The organism is Psychrobacter sp. TB67 (genome assembly GCF_000511065.1).
Lineage (GTDB): Bacteria > Pseudomonadota > Gammaproteobacteria > Pseudomonadales > Moraxellaceae > Psychrobacter > Psychrobacter okhotskensis.
In genome coordinates, this window is sequence record NZ_AYYA01000013.1 from 1 (window position 1) to 2,319 (window position 2,319).

The following is a 2,319-nucleotide window of genomic DNA, read 5'->3' on the forward strand; positions in this document are numbered from 1 at the left end:
CGCTTTTGACATCTAAGGGCGCTATGTAAGTTACCCCCTGCCTTTTTGTCAGTATAGATGTGTTGATATATCGATTCATGGCTTGGGACCTCTTGCCAACCCAGCATTCTCAGTCGCCCTGTGATTTGCTCAGGTGAGTAGTGCTTGCTGAGTAGATGATCAATATAGCACCAGCCAAAGCGGCTGATCTGTGAGCTATTCACAACTTTGCGCGCGTTTGCCAATCGATGGGCTTGTTTGGGGCGATAACCCCTTTGTCCCATGTTTCGCCTTATCTCTCGACTCACCGTTGATTTATGACAGCCAATAATTCTAGCTATTTCACTCATGCCTTTTTTAGCTTGCAATAGCGCTGATATTTGATATCTTTGCTCTTGGGTAAGATGTGTATAGTGTTTCATAACGTTCTGATATGTAGGAGTTGAAGTTTGAAATGCAACACGGCACATCTTACTCTTCAACTCATTCTTTTAAAACGTTGCACTTCTTATTTGAATCTAGGACTCATAATTGACGCGAATCTTCTCTTTAGATATATATAAGTCTTCACTATGCATGCTGATGTTTTTATTTTTAAGATACTCAACACCGCCCGTACCGATATAGCCAGTAGAGTCATTGGCTTGGGCAGTAGTTATGGCTAGCAAAGCGGTGCAAGCTGTTATAAGGCTAAATATAAAAGCAGTCTTAACGATGTCATTATTATTATTCACTGTAGATACGCTCGCTTTTCGGTTTTAGTTATGTCACCTAAGTAGTTGTTGAGTTCAATGCCACCTGATGTGTGAGGTAATTTTAATAATACTGAAGCACAAGACAGTTTGCTATCGTTAAAATATAATTTTGCGACAATAGAGGAGAAAATGGATTATAGTATTCGATAAATAGAATCACTTTTAAAATTCTACTGAACAGTGAATATAGAGAAGATGAGAAGTAAATTCAATGAAAGATAAACGCACGCTTGATAATAATACTTTTGCTTCAAACCCTGGTAACGCAGCGCTGAATAAATGGGTATGGTTTCGACATAATATAACGACTGTAAGTGCATTAACACTGTTTTTAATAGGTTCGATATTAGCTGCTATGTTCATCCATATTGGTTTTTTATTGATTGTCGGCATCGCTATATTCACAACTATCTTTTACTGGACGAGAATAAAAGAGCATTTTTTATGCGGTGATTCAAATGGTGGTATTGTTGTAGGTGTTCATCCTACTCTCGTTGCTGTCAATACAAACCTAACTAAGGGTTATGGTGATTTTCCAATTGTGAAAATTATCGAATGTCCACCACTCAAAAATTTAGCTATTGGTGATAGAGTGCCAACAGTAGCCCTTTATACTGCCTCAACCGACGAGTCTTTGTCGCATTGGATAGATTTTAATCCTGTCCCTTTATCATATGCGACCGACAACCCAGAAGTGATTAACTTGGCTATGCAGAGTTACCCAAGCGAACAATGGCAGCAATTAGAAAGACAACTATTGGAGTTGGATAAGCCCTACAAGGCAGGTTTGTATCAGGTTGATAAAGAACAAAGTGGTTGGAATGAGCGATCGAATGATACTCTGAGTGTTTTAAGTAGTCTAGAACTTGAAAGCGGCGATGGAAAAATCAACCTAATAAAAATTGTCATTGGCGTGATTATATTCATAGCTATTTTAAAGGTGCTTGAGTTTTTTGTTTAGTGGATATCAACCTGATGAGTTGCTTTTAGAGACTTTTAGAGGGTGTTTTAGGTTCACTATAGTGGTCAACTAATTTAGGACACCTTCTAAGAGGTTTTTATTAAAGTAACGTTTTTCTGTTTCTACTGGTGTTAAATAATTGTTGAAGCTATGCGGTCTCACGGTTTGATAGTAGCCCCAGATATAATCACTAATGGCGCTCGATGCTTCAGCGATATCCTCGTAACCGCCCTTTGGCATCCACTCGGTTTTAAAGCTCCTAAAGAAGCGTTCAGTTGGCGCGTTATCCCATGAGCGAGGATTGGCAAAGCACTGCTTTGCCCGAGTGCAAGGCGGAGGGCTGTGCCCGTAGTGGGTTTCCTTTGCGGCTCATACTCTGCTTCATATCCTTACAGTCAGCTATCGCGTCAACGAACTCTTTACTGGTGTAATGCGTGCCTTGGTCAGAGTGGAACAGCACACCGCTTGGTTTAAGGCGAGTCTGATACGCCATCTTTAGCGCTGATGCGGTCAAGGTGCTATTAGGTGAATCGGATACGCTAAAGCCAACCACACGGCGAGCAAACAAGTCTAAAACAACCGCTAAGTAGCACCAGCCACCTTTGATACGGATGTAGGTCACAT

3 protein-coding genes and 2 pseudogenes are annotated in these 2,319 nt (G+C 40.6%); 1 reads left to right on the top strand and 4 read right to left on the bottom strand.

Annotated features, from left to right (window positions below; all coding sequences use genetic code 11):
- Positions 1-401: helix-turn-helix domain-containing protein (locus W293_RS17155; RefSeq protein WP_037025970.1), on the bottom strand; the 401-nt coding region annotated here is incomplete at its 3' end.
- 105 nt (positions 402-506) lie between these two features.
- A pseudogene (locus tag W293_RS0102265) lies at positions 507-677 on the bottom strand (DUF4424 family protein); the annotation flags it as partial.
- A 268-nt stretch (positions 678-945) separates the two neighbouring features.
- Here W293_RS0102265 and W293_RS0102270 point away from each other — a divergent pair.
- A complete protein-coding gene (locus W293_RS0102270; RefSeq protein ID WP_025650905.1) occupies positions 946-1,695 on the top strand; it encodes a DUF3239 domain-containing protein in 750 nt (249 codons plus the stop codon).
- A 69-nt stretch (positions 1,696-1,764) separates the two neighbouring features.
- Here the strand turns inward: W293_RS0102270 and W293_RS16910 are convergent.
- Both W293_RS16910 and W293_RS15975 read right to left on the bottom strand, forming a co-directional pair.
- Positions 1,765-1,956, bottom strand: a pseudogene (locus W293_RS16910) (IS3 family transposase); the annotation flags it as partial.
- A gap of 22 nt (positions 1,957-1,978) precedes the next feature.
- The coding region (locus tag W293_RS15975; protein ID WP_156916406.1) for a DDE-type integrase/transposase/recombinase at positions 1,979-2,319 on the bottom strand (341 nt) is incomplete at its 5' end.

Bases quoted from the DNA above. Each gene is read 5' to 3' on its own strand.
- W293_RS0102270 (WP_025650905.1), top strand. From the start codon at position 946: ATGAAAGATAAACGCACGCTTGATAATAATACTTTTGCTTCAAACCCT.